We start from the raw sequence: 16,380 nt of genomic DNA, 5'->3' as shown, positions 1-16,380 counted from the left end.
CGTCTAAATACTTGAAATGTGTACAATGAGAACCAATATCAACTAATGAAAACCTAACGATAACCGGAGCATTCATTGGAATTTTTATATGAATATGGCTTGTTTTTAGCCAAAACGATAACCTTTGTTGTTGCCTTTATTGCTATTGTTGTGACTATCACAGCGACTGCAGTGAAACAAAAAACTAAAAAAGGTGAGTTAGAAATTACTGACTTAAGCGAGCACTTCGAAGAAGTAGAAGAAGATGTTATTCACCACCTACTGACGAAAGAAGAGTTAAAAGAGAAAGCTAAGCAGGATAAAAAGGCTGAAAAAGAGAAGAAGAAGCAAAAATCTGAATATGAGAAAAAATCTCGATTATTTGTATTGGATTTTAATGGCAGTATCGACGCAAAAGAAGTTTCAGGTTTACGTGAAGAAGTGACGGCGCTGTTAACAGTAGCTACGCCTGATGACGAAGTGTTTGTTCGCCTAGAAAGTGGCGGCGGCATGGTCCACGGTTATGGTCTTGCGGCATCACAACTTGACCGTATTCGACAAAAAGACATCCCATTAACTGTGGCCGTTGATAAAGTCGCTGCCAGTGGTGGTTATATGATGGCATGTGTTGCTAATAAGATTTTGTCGGCACCTTTTGCCATTGTCGGTTCAATCGGCGTTATTGCGCAGATACCTAACTTTAATAAATTATTGAAGAAAAACGACATTGATTATGAACAACTTACCGCAGGTGAGTTTAAACGCACATTAACCATGTTTGGTGAAAATACTGACGCTGGTCGAGCGAAGTTTATTGAAGAGCTTGAAGAAACCCATGTGTTATTTAAAGACTTCGTACGTGAGCATCGCCCGAGTTTAGATATTGATAAAGTCGCTACCGGTGAGCACTGGTTTGGTTTAAAAGCAAAAGAGCTTGGTTTGGTTGATGAAATTCAAACGAGTGATGATTACTTATTGTCAGCAAGTAAAAACAAGCAAATTGTTGCTATTAAATATGAAGTGAAAAAAGGAATCGCGGAAAAGTTCTCCAAAGCGGCAAGTCTGTCGTTTGATGCTATTTGGAGTAAATTGTGGCAGAAAAATCAGCTTCATAAAGGGTAATACGGTGGAAGCGAGTTTCTGGCATAACTGTTGGCAAAAGGATTCAATTGGTTTTCATCAAGATCAGGTACATCCTTTTTTAACACAATATATTTCCCCTTTGTTATCCTCACAGGATACTAAAGTGTTTGTTCCTCTTTGTGGTAAGTCCTTAGATATGTTTTTTTGGGCTGAACACATGAAAGTTGTCGGTTGTGAGCTGAGTGAAATCGCGTGTAGAGATTTCTTTCAAGATCACGGAATAACCTATGAGCAACATGACGAAACGCCTTTCGTACGTTATTCGAAAGATGAGGTCGTACTGTACCAAGGTGATATATTTGATCTTGATAAAGAAACGATTGGTGATTTTCAATGGATCTACGATAGAGCTGCGTTAATTGCCTTACCGCAAGCGCTGCAAGCAAAATACGTTAGCTATATTCGAGGCTTAATTAAAGATGGAGTAAAGTTGGCGTTAATTAGCTTAGAATTTCCTCCTGAAGAGCTTTCTGGTCCGCCATTTCCTATTTTTGAACAAGATATAGCGGAATACTTTGACGGGTTGTCTGTTGAGCTTATTGCTTCACGAGATATTGAGAACAAGCAATTTGCACGACGCGTATTTGACGTTAGCTATTTGAAAGAAAAGCTTTATATTATTAGTCAATAAAACATAAATTCATGATGCTCAGAACGTAAAAAAGGCACTCAATTGAGTGCCTTTTTAGTATTCATCATTTATCTCAAGAGTCTTCTCGCATCTTGTGAAAGTCGATTTCCTCAATATTCTGGCCAGCATTTTTGTCGTTGAACATTTCTTCATTCAACTGACCTTCTGTCTTGGCAACAACCATAGTAACCATTGAATCACCGGTGACGTTAACGGCTGTGCGTGTCATGTCTAACAAGCGGTCAACACCAATAATTAACGCAATACCCTCAACAGGAAGGCCAACTTGGTTAAGTACCATCGCTAGCATGATCAAACCTACACCAGGAACACCAGCGGTGCCGATCGAAGCAAGCGTAGCCGTTAAAATAACCATTAAAAAGTCAGATATTGTCAGGTCAACGTTAAATACTTGGGCAATAAATACCGTCGCAACACCTTGCATGATTGCAGTACCATCCATATTGATTGTTGCGCCCAATGGAACGGTAAATGATGCAATTGAGTTATCAGCACCTAGTTTCTTCGTATTCGTTTCTAACGTAATTGGAATGGTAGCGTTAGAGCTTGCCGTCGAGAACGCGAAAATTGCTGTACTACGCATTTTTCTTAAGAAACTAATCGGGTTTAAGCCCGTTAATAACTTAAGTAGAACAGGGTAGGTTACTAACGCGTGAATTAACAGAACACCCAACACAACCATGAAGTAGACAATTAAATTGCTGATGGTTGCCAGTGAAATATCTGTAAATAGCTTCGCTAATAAACAGAAAACACCGTATGGCGCTAAGTTCATTAAAATAGTAACAAGGCGCATAATCACTTCATTCAAGTCAACAAATAGACTTGCAATGCGTTCACCTGCTTTGCCAGAAAGTGCTGTCGCGATACCAAATAGAAGGGCAAACACAATCACTTGAAGCATGTTGCCTTGAGCAAATGCGGTGAATGGGTTGCTTGGGAACATTTGAATAATAACTTGCGCTAGCGATGGAGCCTCTTTACTTGCGAAGTTAGTCTCAGTTGTCATATTAACGCCTTCACCCGGCGAAATAAGTAATGCCATGCTCATTGCTAACGTAATCGCAAGTGCCGTAGTAATCAGGTATAAACCGATTGCTTTACCACCAATGCGACCTAGTTTTGCCGTATCGTTTAGTGAGCATGTGCCACAAACAAGAGAAACGAAAACGAGCGGAACTACTAACATTTTTAAACTAGCGATAAATATTTGTCCGCCGATTTCAAAAATGCCGTCAACAAAAAATGAACGGAAAGAAAAATCAAAAAAGTATAGAGGAACGACGAAGTCAGAGCCTTCAGGCATCAGGAGTTTGAGCATAAAGCCCACCAAAATGCCTAATGTCATACCAATGACAATTCGTGATGTTAAATTATTAGTGTTATTTTTAGTCATAATATGAAGTAATTAGGTGTATTCTTTATTAGAGTAGCAATTATTTAATCGATAAAAAACCAAAGAAATCCATCAAAGCTAATTTTGTCGTGACGTTTTGCTTATTATTCGGTTAAGATATTGTTGCTTATTATAATAATACTAGGGAGAGCCAGTATATGGAGCTACTTCGTCGCTTAAGTTTATTACTTATGCTTGTAACGGTCGTCGGTTGTGGCGGCGGTGGTGATGGTCTGTCAAGGGATGGTAACGGAGGTGGTGATGATGGTGGTAGTGGTAGCACTATTACAGTTTCTCTAACAAGCACTGATACCAACGTCACAGGTCAAGCACCCATTACGATTAGCGCGTTAGTGCTAGAGAATTCTCAACCTAAAGAAGGCGAGCTTGTTACGTTTACAACAACGTTAGGTGCGCTATCTCCATCTTCTGGTACTGCCCGTACAAATGCTGACGGTATTGCTGATATTGTATTAACCGCTGGCTCAGTTCGTGGCGCAGGTACAGTGACCGCAACCTTAGACTCTGGCGAAAACGCGAGTTTCACCTTTTCGACACAAGGTGATGATATAGGCGTTGTTGGTGATATTAATATCTCTGTTGAGCTTGTTGATGCATCGGGTAACCCGACAGATTCAATCACGGCGTCAAAACCAGCAAGAGCTATTGCAACCGTCAATGGTATTTCAGCACCGCTTATCGTCACGTTTGCCGCTAGTATTGGTGACTTACCTATCCCGACAGCAATTACTGACGAGAATAATCAAGCAACGGTTGATTTATTTGCAGGTAATAGCTTGGGTGCAGGCACGATTACGGCGAGTATCGAGTCAGGTGAAAGCGGGCAAGAAATTTTTGTTATTGGTGCAACTAACGTATTGATGGGCAGCGGCTCTCCATTCCAAGAAGGTGTTGCTGAACTTGATTTAACTGGCAGTTTGTCGGCAGGCGGTACAGCGGTTGTTACAGTTAACATTGTTGATGAAGAAGGTAACCCGTTTACTGAAGCGATTGATGTTAATTTCTCTTCTGGCTGTTCTAATTTGGCGACGCCAACAGCAATGATTAGCTCACCAATCAATACCTCGAGTGGTACAGCATCAACAACTTACCTAGCTCAAGGTTGTGTGGGTGATGATACAATCAATGTCACAGCAAATGCAGGTGGTATTAACTTATCCGCAAATGCTGTCGTCAATGTATTACCGGCTGATGTTGGTAGTATAGAATTTGAATCGGCATCGCCTGAGAATATCTCTTTGTTAGGTACAGGTGCATTAGGCGGCTCTGAAAGCTCAACGGTTGTTTTTAAAGTGTTAGATACCAACGGCGACCCAGTAAATGGTCAGCAGGTTGACTTCAGTTTAAATACTGATGTTGGTAACGTGTCAATTAGCCCAATGTCGGCAACGACAAATGCACAAGGTTTAGTACAAACCGTTGTTAATTCAGGTACGGTTGCAACCACTGTTCGTGTGCAAGCGACTATTGTCGGAAGCGATCCTGTTATTACGTCACAATCTAGCTTACTTGTTGTTTCGACAGGTATTCCTGATCAAGATAGTTTCAGTTTATCTGCCGACCTGTTAAATGCTGAAGGTTGGAGCCGTGACGGTACTCAAGTTGTGGTAACTGCTCGCTTAGCTGATGCGTTTAACAACCCTGTGCCTGACGGTACTGCTGTGTCATTTACGACTGAAGGTGGTTCTATTGAGTCTGCATGTACAACGGTAAACGGCACGTGTAGTGTAAATTGGTTTAGTCAGTTCCCTCGTCCAGAAGGTAAAGAGCTTGCTGCCGAAGGTCGTGTTCCAGAAGAATTTAACACCATGGGCCAAAAATATGGTGGCCGCGCAACTATCTTGGCAACGGCAATTGGTGAAGAGTCATTCCCTGATTTAAATGGTAACGGACGTTTTGACGCTTCAGAGGTTACAGCGTTCTTAGGGACTAACGTGAGTGGTCAAGCTTATGACTTAAAAGAAGCGTTTGTTGATCATAACGAAGACGGCCTATACAACCCTCAAGAAGCGGGTGGAGAAACTGGTGGTGAAATAGAAACCTTTGTTGATTTTGATAACTCTCAAGCGTTTACGCAAAATGACAGTAAGTACAACGGTGTACTATGTTCAATTCCTGCACACGATGGTTGTAGTGACCAAAAATCAATTAATGTAAGACGCCAAATTACTATTATTATGTCTGGTTCTGATGCGTTTTTTGTAACAACATCAACAACAGATGCGGTAGCGACAGAAATTGATGATGATAATGATCCAGGTACACCAGACGTACCAAATCCAAACTATGATCCAGACGATAGTACGGTTTATATTGCTGGTGAAAACGTTGGCTCTGCAAGTGTAATTATTGCTGACCTTCACAACCAACCAATGCCAGCGGGCACAGAGGTTCGTTTTAATGCGACAGTGGGTTCTGTTCAAGGTACATCAGCCTTCACTTGGCCAAATGACAATCACAATGGTGGTCGTTCATTTGGTGTATCAATTAAAGGTGAGACTGAGCCTAAGTCAGGCACATTGTTAATTGAAGTTGAAACACCGAATGGTACAGTGACAACATACAACGCTATTAGTATTGTGATTTTATAGGTTAAATTAAGCCAATAAAAAAGCCCTTAGTGATAAGGGCTTTTTTTTATGTCTAATCAAAATGAGCGGGGTTATTTGTTCATTTCATTAATCATTAATGCAGATAGGTCACCAGCAACTTTGAAGGTTTTAGCAACAGCTTCTTGGCCGCGACCTGTGCTGTCAGTAAATGGTGCTAATTCCATCATGTCAGCACCTGTAATTGGGTACAGCTTGCCTAATTCAGTGATGATTTTTTCTGCTTCGTCAGGATATAAACCATCTGGCTCAGGTGTCCCTGTTGCTGATGCAAACTCTTGGTCAATTGCATCTATATCGAAACTAACATAAAGCTCGTCGATTGCTTCTGGAGCTAGCTGTGCTTTGATTTTTTCAATAATTGCATCAACACCTTGCTCTCTCACTTCGTGAGCCCAATGTTGCTTAACGCCAAACGTATCTTCCCAATGAGACTTAGGTTTGCCACTCGAGCGAATGCCCACTTGAATTAAATGGTGTGGTTCATGTAAATCATCAAGAATATGTGTACACCATGAGCCAAAGCATAAATCGATACCTAATCGTTCGTGCAATAAATCGGTGTGCGCGTCGAAGTGGATAATAGCGACACGTTTGCCTTGTGCTTTTTTCGCCATTAAATATGGTTTAGTCAGTGCATAGCTAATTGAATGGTCGCCACCAATACCAAAGATGCCTTTTTCAGGAAATTCACGGTAAAACTCATGCAATGTCTCTTCAGTAATACTCAAAGGACTTACTGGTAATGAACTCTCTGGGTTTTGATACAAGGCTTTACGACAATTACTCAATGTAGATTCATTTAAATATTTGTCATGTAACAAGTGTGGAATAACGCGCACATCACCTAAATCAAAGCTTGATAGGTTAGGGTGTTGCTCTAACAACGTTGAGCGCAAGAATAAAGGCCCCCAGTTTGCACCACGTAAAATACCGCCACCACAATCTGAAGCTACACCTAATACCACCGCATTACATGCTGTAGGCAACTTTTCAAACGACTGGTGCCATAGGCTATCAATGTCCTGTGTTTGGCCAAATAAGCTGTAATGAAGCGCTTCTTTGCGCTCTTTTGCTGTGTTTACGGTAAATACGCCATTGCCCGGCGGACAAAGCGTTTGCTTTATGTTTTCAAAAAATGCTGTTTTTGAGTCTGCCATAATATTCTCGAACTACTTGTTTGAAGTGAAAGTGACCACATCTTTCTGAATGTTGTTTTTATTATGAGCTATTTATAGGCTTTGCTTAGTATAAATAAAAAAAGCGGTTACCTTTTATAGCAAAGTTTATTATGATGTGGCGCCAAAAATTTGGGCGTCATTATATCGAATTAGAAATATTTGGCTAGTATAAAAAAATTATTACTTGTCAGCCTTGATAATAATAGATATATCTAATAGTTATTTTAAAAAGCTTGTTATAAGTGTTTTTATTCATCATCGCTAAGCCCATCGAACATAATGCGATATATGAAGGTTAGGGGCATGCCCCCTTTATTTAGGAATTAGTAAACATATGGCAAAATCACTGGTCATAGTCGAGTCACCAGCTAAAGCTAAAACGATTAACAAATACTTAGGCAAAAACTTTGTCGTTAAGTCGAGTGTTGGTCATGTCCGCGACCTTCCTACAGGAAGCTCGGGTAAAAAAGTTGCAACAAAATCGCCTGCAGAAGTTAGAAAAATGTCACCGGAAGCGAAAGCTAAATATAAAGCTAAGCGTGACAAACAAGCTCTTTTTAATCGCATGGGAATTAACCCAGAAAAAGACTGGAAGGCCGATTATCAAATACTTCCTGGTAAAGAAAAAGTTGTCACTGAATTAAAGAAACTTGCCGATAATGCTGACACTATCTATCTCGCAACCGATTTGGACCGCGAGGGAGAAGCGATCGCGTGGCACTTAAAAGAGATTATTGGCGCGGATGATGACAAGTACAAACGCGTTGTATTTAATGAGATTACTCAAAACGCAATAGAGCAAGCATTCTCAGAACCAAGTGAATTAAGCATGCCAGGCGTTAATGCCCAACAAGCGCGACGCTTTTTAGACCGTGTTGTTGGCTTTATGGTGAGTCCATTATTGTGGAAGAAACTCGCACGTGGTTTATCTGCAGGCCGTGTACAATCAGTAGCGGTAAAACTGGTTGTTGAAAAAGAGCGTGAAATTAAAGCGTTTATCCCAGAAGAGTTCTGGGACATTCATGCGCAAACGTTAACGAGTGATAAAACGGCGTTAAAACTTGCGGTAACGCATGAATCAGGCAAGGCATTTAAGCCGACGAATGAAGCGCAAACAATGAGTGCAGTAAAAGCACTTGAAAATGCGTCATATCAAGTCAGTAAACGTGAAGATAAGCCCTCTAAAAGCTCTCCTTCAGCACCGTTTATTACGTCAACGCTGCAACAAGCTGCGAGCACTCGCTTAGGTTATGGCGTTAAGCGAACAATGAGCTTGGCTCAACGCCTTTACGAAGCAGGACACATCACCTATATGCGTACCGACTCAACCAACTTGAGTAAAGACGCAGTAGAAATGTGTCGCACGTATATTGGTGAGAACTTTGGTGAAGACTATCTTCCTGAGAAGGCTAAGGTGTATGGTGCTAAATCAAATGCACAAGAGGCCCACGAAGCGATTCGTCCATCAAATGTGAAATTGGAAGCAGCATTGCTAACTGATATGGATGCTGATTGTAAGCGTCTTTATGAGCTTATCTGGCGTCAATTTGTCGCGTGTCAAATGACTGCTGCGCGATACGACGTATCAACGTTAACCGTTAGCGCGGGTGATTTTGAACTTAAAGCCAAAGGCCGTGTGATGAAGTTTGACGGTTGGACGCGCGTTCATCCTCAGCTTTCAAAATCAGATAAAGATACACACTTACCGGATCTAAATGTCGGTGACAGTTTATCGCTGGTTGAGTTAGACCCAGCACAACACTTTACTAAGCCACCAGCGCGTTTTGGTGAAGCATCATTAGTTAAAGAGTTAGAAAAGCGCTCTATTGGTCGCCCATCGACTTACGCATCTATCATCTCGACAATTCAAGATAGAGGCTACGTGCGTTTAGAGAACAAACGTTTCTACGCAGAAAAAATGGGTGAAATCGTTACCGATAGCTTATCTGCAAGCTTTGAAAACTTAATGAGCTATGACTTTACCGCAAATATGGAAAGCGAGCTTGATGAGATTGCTGGCGGTAATAGTGATTGGAAAGCGGTATTAAACGAATTTTATAAAAACTTCACAGGGTTATTAGAAAAAGCTGATAAACCTGTTGAAGATGGCGGTATGCCAAGCAACGAAGTTGTATTGACTGACATCGACTGTCCTACGTGTGGCAGAAAGATGGGGATTCGAACGGCTTCTACTGGCGTATTCTTAGGTTGTTCTGGTTACTCTTTATCACCAAAAGAACGTTGTACAACGACAATGAACTTAACCCCTGGTGAAGAGGCGGTCAGCGTTCTTGCTGAGGACCAAGAGACTGAAGCATTACGAGCAATGCATCGTTGCCCTAAGTGTTCCACGGCAATGGACAGCTACCTAATCGATGAAAAGCGCAAGCTACATGTTTGTGGTAACAACCCGCAATGTGACGGTTTTGAGCTAGAGACTGGCGAGTTCAAGATTAAAGGCTACGATGGACCTATTATCGAATGTGATAAATGTGGCTCAGACATGGAGCTTAAATCAGGTCGCTTTGGTAAGTACTTTGGCTGTACTAATAGTGAGTGTAAAAATACGCGTAAGTTATTAGCTAATGGTGAAGCCGCGCCACCGAAGGAAGATCCGGTTCAATTACCAGAACTACCATGTGAGAAGTCTGACGCTCATTTCGTTTTACGTGACGGTGCGGCGGGTATTTTCTTAGCAGCAAATACTTTCCCTAAATCGCGAGAAACACGTGCACCTAAAGTGTCAGAACTAGCGCGTTTTAGAGATAGAATTTCACCAAAATTTTACTACTTAGCAGATGCTCCGGCTAAAGATCCTGACGGTAATGAAGCGATTGTTCGCTATAGCCGTAAAACTAAAGAGCAGTATGTTATGACTGAGCTCGATGGCAAGGCAACGGGCTGGACCGCTAAATATATTGACGATAAGTGGGTCGAAGAGGCGAAGAAAAAAGCCAAACCTAAAGCGAAGGCCAAAACCAAAGCTAAGGCTAAATAAACCTCGTTAATATTAGTAATGAAATGGAGAGTTCACTTTGACTCTCCATTTTTGTATCTGATGGCTAACCGCAAATAGGCTAGCTTGCTCAAGTGGTCTATCCTGTTCTAAAAACGCTGATTTTCAGCATTTAGCACTTGGCAACCTTGTTCTAGGTCATTAGGATACACCACAAATAAAATCAATAAGACTTTCGGATAATTGGCAGAGTATAAATGGTGAAACCCAATTGGTTTAACGAAATTAACCTATCAAACACACGTGGCGATATTTTTGGCGGTGTTACCGCAGCTATTGTCTCATTACCCCTAGCTTTAGCGTTTGGTGTCGCCTCTGGCGCAGGTGCAGAAGCCGGTCTTTACGGGGCGATATTGATTGGATTGTTTGCCTCATTGTTTGGTGGCACGCCAACCCTAATTTCAGAGCCGACCGGTCCGATGACGGTTGTGATGGCTGCCGTCATCACTACGATGATTGCAAGTAATCCTGAAAACGGCTTAGCCATGGCCTTCACCGTTGTCATGATTGCAGGTGTTTTCCAAATTGTCTTAGGCTTACTCAATTTGGGTAAGTACATCACATTAATGCCCTATAGCGTAATATCCGGCTTCATGTCGGGCATTGGTTTGATTCTGATAATCTTGCAACTTCCACCAATGTTAGGCCATGAAAACCCGGGTGGGGGAGTGTTAGGTAACTTAATGGCATTACCTGATGTTATTGTTAATGCCAACTGGTATGAGCTAGCACTTGGCGTATTAACGCTCGTTATTTTGTTCAAGTTTCCACAAAAATGGGCCTCACGTATTCCGCCTCAATTAATTGCTTTAATTGTTGGTTCTGTCATAGCGGTTACCTTGTTTAGCGATGTTGGCATTCGTTCTATTGGTGAAGTGTCATTAGGGCTACCAAGCCTTATTATGCCTACCTTTTCGGCCGAGCAATGGACGCAGATGGTGGTTGATGGCATCGTATTAGGTACGTTAGGTTGTATCGACGCGCTCTTAACAGCTGTAATCGCAGATAGCTTAACCCGTAAAGAGCACAACTCGCGCAAAGAACTTATTGGCCAGGGTATCGGTAACATGGTATCTGGTGTTTGTGGTGGCTTGCCAGGTGCAGGCGCAACCATGGGTACGGTTGTTAATATTCAATCTGGCGCAAAAACCGCGTTATCAGGGGTAACCCGTGCATTGGTTCTTGTAGTATTAGTTGTTTTTGCTGCTGGTTTAACTGCTTATATACCGCTGGCGGTGCTTGCGGCTATTGCGATAAAAGTGGGCTTGAACATCCTTGATTGGAGTTTCTTAAAGCGCGCACATCGAGTATCAACATCAGCGACAGTCATCATGTATGGTGTAATGTTGTTAACGGTACTTGTCGACTTGATTGTTGCGGTGGGTATAGGGGTATTTATCGCTAATATCTTAACTATAGAAAAGTTAAGCCGCCTTCAAGCGAAAAACATTCATTCGATCAGTGATACGGACGATAACTTCCGCTTATCTCGTGAAGAACGAAAAATGTTTGCGCCGATCAAGGGCAAGGTAATGATGATGTATTTCAGTGGGCCGATGATTTTTGGTGTTTCTCGTGCAATCGCAAGAGAGCATGAGAATATTCATGCGTTCGAATCTGTGCTTTTTGACTTATCTGATGTACCACTGATTGATGCAACGGTTTCTTTAGCGATTGAAAATGCCGTTAAAGATGCGATTGAAGCCGGGAAAACAGTTTTTGTTGCGTGTCCATCAAGTGACACACGTCAAACATTCCAGCGTATGGGGTTAACCGATTTGGTCGGTGAACAAAACATGGTGGAATCAAGAAAGCTCGCGATAACACGAGCGATTGAAGAGTTAAACGCCTAGTTTATTGGAAATAAAAAAAGGAGCATCAGTTGCTCCTTTTTTGTTTGTTTTATGAAATCGTTAGGGGTTGGTAGAATCAATCAACTTATCTAGCAGTTGAGTCAGTTGATGAAATTCATCTTCGCCAAGACCTGTTTGGCTAAAAAGCGTCATTGGAATATCAACGGCCTTTTCTTGTAATGCCGCACCTGATTCCGTCAGCGCAACAAATACACTACGCTCGTCATCTTGGCTTCTATTTCTTTGCACAAGTCCATTAGCTTCCATTCGTTTCAATAATGGCGATAATGTTCCTGAGTCGAGCTCAAGCTTTTGCCCCAGCGCCTTAACCGATATTGTTTTTGGCGACATTTGCCATAACGCTAGCATCACTAAATATTGAGGGTAGGTTAACCCTAACGCTTTTAGTAATGGCGCATACATTTTATTCATCCGCTTATTCAAGCGATAAAGTCGAAAACAAAGTTGGTTCTCTAACGCGAGTTGTTCAACCATAATTATTACTTGGCCAATTCCGCTTTGATGTCAGCTTCGATATCTTGAGGTTTTGTTGTTGGCGCATAACGCTTGATAACTTGGCCGTTTTTGCCAATCAGGAACTTAGTGAAATTCCACTTGATCTTTTTAGTGCCTAAAATGCCCGGTGCTTCCTGTTTTAAGTGCTGGTATATCGGGTGAGCATTGTCGCCATTGACTTCAATTTTTGAAAATAACGGAAAAGAAATATTGAAGTTAAGATCACAAAACGACTTAATTTCATCGTCAGAACCTTTTTCTTGCTTACCAAATTGGTTACATGGGAATGCTAGCACTTCAAGACCTTGCTCTTGATATTGACCGTATAGTTTCTGCAAACCTTCGTACTGAGGTGTAAAACCACAAGCACTTGCTGTGTTTACGACTAAAACGACTTTGCCTTCATATGAAGACATTGAAATGTTATCGCCTTTAAAGTCTGTTGCTTCAAATTGATAAAAGTTACTCATGTTATTCTCCTCAATAGTTAATGAAACTATAGTAGTGCAAAATTAAGTTGTGCACAACTTAATTTTCTTGCTGAGTAAATACTTTGTTTTCGTTACACTAGATGAAACGAATAAGGAGTAGTAAATGAAGGTAGCATTTATTGGTTTGGGCGTGATGGGATACCCAATGGCAGGCCATTTGGTCAGCGCAGGATTTCAAACCTCTGTCTATAACCGAAGCACTGAAAAGGCGTTAAAGTGGCAAACTGAATTTTCGGGAAATGTCGGTCATACACCAAAAGAAGCGTCTCAAGGTTGTGATATTGTCTTTTGCTGTGTTGGTAACGACGATGACGTAAGAAGCGTCGTATACGGCGATGAAGGTATTTTAGCTGGATTAAAAGAAGGTGCTATTTTAGTTGACCATACAACAGCGTCTGCTGAACTTGCGATCGAACTTGCTGATGCTTGTAAAGAAAAAGGCTGTGGCTTTATTGATGCGCCAGTAAGTGGAGGCCAAGCGGGTGCAGAAAATGGTGTGCTGACTGTTATGTGCGGTGGCAGTGAACACGACTTTTCAACGGTTGCGCCAGTGATGGATGCTTACGCTCGATTTACTCAGTTGATGGGGGATGTAGGAGCAGGACAATTGGCGAAAATGGTCAACCAAATTTGCATTGCTGGTGTTGTTCAGGGCTTAGCTGAAGGTTTTAATTTTGCAGAGAAAGTAGGTCTAGACCCAGATAAGTTGGTAGAAACTATCTCAAAAGGTGCCGCAGGCTCATGGCAAATGGAGAATCGTTATAAAACGATGTTTGCCGGTGAATACGACTTTGGTTTTGCCGTTGATTGGATGCGCAAAGATTTGTCTATTGCGTTTGAGCAAGCCAAAAAACACGATGTCCCATTACCAATGACCACTATGGTTGACGGTTATTATCAAGAAGTACAAGCAATGGGTGGAAACCGTTGGGATACGTCGAGTTTAATTGCACGTTTTAAAGCATCAGAGAAAAAATAAACGCCAAAGCTAGCATCTCATTATAAAAAGCCTCTATACTGTTATTACTTGTAGAGGCTTTTATGACAGCAAAAATGATGAGAATGATGTTTGTTGTGTGCACCTTTATGCTCAGTGCATGTGTTAACATCGCTTATGGACAAGCCCAGCAAACCGACAATGTAGTTCTTCAACCAATCGATATCGTGATCCCTGGACCACTCGATGGCAATCGTGTTCGCAACCCCTTTGTTGAGGACTTACTTAGACTTGTTTTTTCTAAACAAGGCTATGACTTAAACATCGTTTATTTCAAACGAAATTACAACCAAGCTCGCGCCCTGAAAGAACTTAGTCAAGGCATCAATATTGATCTTAATTGGTCGACTACATCGATCGAACGAGAGCAAGAACTGCGCGCTATTCGCTTCCCGCTATACCGTGGTTTGATAGGTTGGCGAGTTGCATTCATTCGTCATGACGACCAAACACGATTTTCAGATATTTCTTCAGCCCAAGATCTAAGAGAGTTCATCGCGGTACAACGCTTTGATTGGACTGACTTTGATGTATTTAGAGAAAATGATTTGCCTATTGAGGGTAACTTTTCTTTTAAAACCATGTCGAAAGCCGTCGCTTCGGGTTTAGCGGACTACTTCCCGCGTTCGGTACTCGAAATTACCAATGAATCGATTCAGTCTCGCAACAAAGACCTCGTCGTTGAAAAAACGTTGCTGATTAAATACCCTTCGGCATATTATTTCTTCGTCAATAAAGAAAACGAGGAACTGGCAATTACGGTTGAGTCGGGTTTAAAGAAAGCGTTTGCCGATGGCAGTTATCAAGTGCTTTTTAATCGTCACTTTGGCAACACACTAGGGCTGTTAAAGCTTGATGAGCGCAAAATAATTGAGTTAACCAATTCAACTTTCCCTGATTCTGAGAAAGTTGAACAATTCTGGTTTAAATAGAAAACTAAGCTATTGGCTAATATAGTTATACAGCGCTTTTAATATCGCCATTTTGCCTTCGTTAGCTTCGTGCTCGTAAGCAAGGTTTTCGAGTTTTAACATAAACTCTTCAGCACTTAACAAGCCTTTACCACCGTGTTGTATTTTATCTTTGCAGTACAACTGCCACTGTTGCTTTTCATCTTCATTAAGTAAGTGCGGGTAGTTTCTCGCTCGATACTTAAACAACATTGGCGCTAAACGAGGATCGTTAAATTCAAATTGGTGAGTCGCAAGCTGCTCAACATTTATTTGATGCAAGACATCCATTTGCGCTTTATCACTATCACTAAAAAACGCACCAGAATATAACGCATGCTCTGGCTCTATCGTGTCATCATTCTCGTATTTTGTGTTAAATACGTCGGCTAATGTTTCACGTAACTCAGGGTGCTTTTTCAATGTCGCTAAATTTGCTAAACATGCTTCACGATCAATGCCCAAACGTTCTGCATTTTCTGGCAGTAATGTTTTTGCAGGGGCTACTACAGGGCACTTGTTGGTATGAACAAGTTTCACTGGAATAGGTAACTCATCTTCAGCGAGATCTTTATACGACGTATAAAGTCGCTCTTCTATCTGTTGAGCATCCATCGTTAACAATGGCGAAATGTCTTTTGATAAGTCGACACAAATAACCGCATTTTTATTCGTCGGATGGTAGCTAATCGGTGCAAACCAACTTGTGCAGCCTTGAGTTGAAGGTATTTTACTCGTGGTATGAACAACAGGCGTCATGTTGTAAACATCAAGTAACTCACTCACGGCTTTTTTGTTTCGTAAACTAAATAAAAAATGATAAAGCTTTGGTTGTTTTTCTTTGATCAGTTTGGCCATTGCGATGGTGGCATATACGTCACTCATAGCATCATGCGCAGCTTCATGGCTTATGCCATTGGCCGCCGTTAGCAACTCTAATCTAAAGCTCACGATACCATCATCGTTTTCCGGCCAATTAATGCCTTCAGGACGTAATGCATAACATGCACGGACCATATCAATGATGTCCCAGCGACTATTACCATTTTGCCATTCACGAGCGTATGGATCATAGAAGTTACGGTAAAGCATGTAGCGTGTAACTTCATCGTCAAAGCGAATATTATTATATCCGGCGACACAGGTATTAGGCGCCGAAAATAGGGCATGAATTCGAGCGGCAAACTCTGCTTCAGGTAAACCTTCTTTTAACGCTTTTTGGGGTGTAATACCGGTGACTAACGCTGCTTCGGGGTGAGGTAAGTAGTCGGCAGGCGGTTGGCAATAAAAAACTTCCGGCTCACCAATAATGTTTAGATCAAGATCTGTTCTAATGGCGGCAAATTGAGAAGGTTTGTCGTATTTTGGCGATACCCCCCAAGTCTCATAATCGTGCCAGTAAATTGTGGGTTGATTTTCATTGTCTGTGTTTGTTTGGAAGTGTTCTTTTTTGTTCAATTGAAAATCCTAACGTGCTGATAATTATATTATAATATTGGTAAATTTACTTTGCTGGTTCGAATCTGTACTTTTTAGTTTGAAATTGTTCCACCTAGATGTGTACACTGTGTGTACA

General features: G+C 41.5%; 12 protein-coding genes. 7 read left to right on the top strand and 5 right to left on the bottom strand.

The features are described from left to right. The first annotated feature begins 75 nt into the window (after nucleotides 1-75). A complete protein-coding gene (gene sohB, locus QQK05_RS16525; RefSeq protein WP_284300656.1) occupies nucleotides 76-1,101 on the top strand; it encodes a protease SohB in 1,026 nt (341 codons plus the stop codon). Then, nucleotides 1,052-1,753: a thiopurine S-methyltransferase gene (locus QQK05_RS16520; RefSeq protein WP_284300797.1), complete on the top strand. Its 702-nt coding sequence runs from the start codon at nucleotides 1,052-1,054 to the stop codon at nucleotides 1,751-1,753. Before sohB ends, QQK05_RS16520 begins: the two co-directional genes overlap by 50 nt. A 73-nt stretch (nucleotides 1,754-1,826) precedes the next feature. On the opposite strand, the gene QQK05_RS16515 is transcribed toward QQK05_RS16520, so the two are convergent. Then, complete coding sequence (locus tag QQK05_RS16515) at nucleotides 1,827-3,170, bottom strand: dicarboxylate/amino acid:cation symporter (RefSeq protein WP_284300654.1); 1,344 nt, start codon at nucleotides 3,168-3,170, stop codon at nucleotides 1,827-1,829. Between the two features lie 158 nt (nucleotides 3,171-3,328). On the opposite strand from QQK05_RS16515, the gene QQK05_RS16510 reads away from it, so the two are divergent. After that, nucleotides 3,329-5,782, top strand: coding sequence for an Ig-like domain-containing protein (locus QQK05_RS16510; RefSeq protein ID WP_284300652.1), 2,454 nt, complete (start codon nucleotides 3,329-3,331; stop codon nucleotides 5,780-5,782). A gap of 71 nt (nucleotides 5,783-5,853) precedes the next feature. Here the strand turns inward: QQK05_RS16510 and QQK05_RS16505 are convergent, their stop codons facing one another. Continuing rightward, the gene (locus QQK05_RS16505; RefSeq protein ID WP_284300649.1) at nucleotides 5,854-6,960 is read right to left on the bottom strand and encodes an arginase family protein; all 1,107 of its coding nucleotides are present in this window, start codon (nucleotides 6,958-6,960) and stop codon (nucleotides 5,854-5,856) included. A gap of 355 nt (nucleotides 6,961-7,315) precedes the next feature. On the opposite strand from QQK05_RS16505, the gene topA reads away from it, so the two are divergent. Continuing rightward, a complete protein-coding gene (topA, locus tag QQK05_RS16500; protein ID WP_284300646.1) occupies nucleotides 7,316-9,979 on the top strand; it encodes a type I DNA topoisomerase in 2,664 nt (887 codons plus the stop codon). A gap of 215 nt (nucleotides 9,980-10,194) precedes the next feature. Beyond that, nucleotides 10,195-11,850, top strand: coding sequence for a SulP family inorganic anion transporter (locus tag QQK05_RS16495; RefSeq protein WP_284300644.1), 1,656 nt, complete (start codon nucleotides 10,195-10,197; stop codon nucleotides 11,848-11,850). 60 nt (nucleotides 11,851-11,910) lie between these two features. On the opposite strand, the gene QQK05_RS16490 is transcribed toward QQK05_RS16495, so the two are convergent. Further along, on the bottom strand, nucleotides 11,911-12,345 hold the full coding sequence (locus tag QQK05_RS16490) for a MarR family winged helix-turn-helix transcriptional regulator (RefSeq protein ID WP_284300641.1): 435 nt from the start codon (nucleotides 12,343-12,345) through the stop codon (nucleotides 11,911-11,913). A 5-nt stretch (nucleotides 12,346-12,350) separates the two neighbouring features. Further along, the gene (locus tag QQK05_RS16485; RefSeq protein WP_284300640.1) at nucleotides 12,351-12,836 is read right to left on the bottom strand and encodes a glutathione peroxidase; all 486 of its coding nucleotides are present in this window, start codon (nucleotides 12,834-12,836) and stop codon (nucleotides 12,351-12,353) included. A 124-nt stretch (nucleotides 12,837-12,960) separates the two neighbouring features. Between QQK05_RS16485 and QQK05_RS16480 the strand changes: the two genes are divergently transcribed. Together QQK05_RS16480 and QQK05_RS16475 are read left to right on the top strand one after the other, a co-directional pair. After that, the gene (locus tag QQK05_RS16480; protein ID WP_284300638.1) at nucleotides 12,961-13,836 is read left to right on the top strand and encodes an NAD(P)-dependent oxidoreductase; all 876 of its coding nucleotides are present in this window, start codon (nucleotides 12,961-12,963) and stop codon (nucleotides 13,834-13,836) included. A gap of 62 nt (nucleotides 13,837-13,898) precedes the next feature. Then, nucleotides 13,899-14,786: a substrate-binding periplasmic protein gene (locus tag QQK05_RS16475; RefSeq protein WP_284300636.1), complete on the top strand. Its 888-nt coding sequence runs from the start codon at nucleotides 13,899-13,901 to the stop codon at nucleotides 14,784-14,786. A gap of 9 nt (nucleotides 14,787-14,795) precedes the next feature. Here the strand turns inward: QQK05_RS16475 and sbcB are convergent, their stop codons facing one another. Continuing rightward, nucleotides 14,796-16,262, bottom strand: a complete 1,467-nt coding sequence (gene sbcB, locus QQK05_RS16470; RefSeq protein WP_284300634.1) for an exodeoxyribonuclease I — start codon at nucleotides 16,260-16,262, stop codon at nucleotides 14,796-14,798. Nucleotides 16,263-16,380: the final 118 nt, after the last annotated feature.

It is taken from the genome of Thalassotalea loyana (genome assembly GCF_030161435.1).
In the GTDB taxonomy this organism is placed as follows: Bacteria; Pseudomonadota; Gammaproteobacteria; order Enterobacterales; family Alteromonadaceae; genus Thalassotalea_G; species Thalassotalea_G loyana.
This window is presented reverse-complemented; position numbering and strand designations above follow the sequence as displayed.